The sequence below is a fragment of the Mesorhizobium sp. M2C.T.Ca.TU.002.02.1.1 genome, from assembly GCF_003997225.1.
The window spans coordinates 1-407 of sequence record NZ_RZTO01001568.1; the positions used below are offsets into that span (position 1 = coordinate 1).

The following is a 407-nucleotide window of genomic DNA, read 5'->3' on the forward strand; positions in this document are numbered from 1 at the left end:
GCTTTGGTCACCTTTTTCCCGATGATGGTGGCGCTGGTCGAAGGCTACGCCGCCACGAGCACCGAAATCAGCCAGCTGCTCGCCGCCATGGGGGCAGGGCGCTGGCGCATCTTTTGGCTCGCGCGGCTGCCGTCGGCGCTGCCCTATTTCTTCGCGGGCCTGAGGATCTCCATCACCTATGCGGTGGTGGGCGCAATCTTCGCCGAGTATGCGGGCGCGGCGAAGGGGCTGGGTATCTACATGCTCAGCGCCAAGAACAATTTCCGGCCCGACCTTGTGCTCGCGGCGGTCGCCGTCAGCTCGGCGCTGACGCTGGTGTTGTTCGGCCTTGCCGTGCTGGTGCAGCGCCTGGCCATGCCGTGGGAAAATGCAAAGGGCGAAAGGGCGGGGCATGGCGGCAACAGGCC

1 protein-coding gene is annotated in these 407 nt (G+C 65.8%); it reads left to right on the forward strand.

Annotated elements, in window-relative coordinates; translation table 11 throughout:
• A partial coding sequence (locus tag EOD07_RS37320) for an ABC transporter permease subunit (protein WP_127238561.1) occupies nucleotides 1–407 on the forward strand: 407 nt, incomplete at both ends.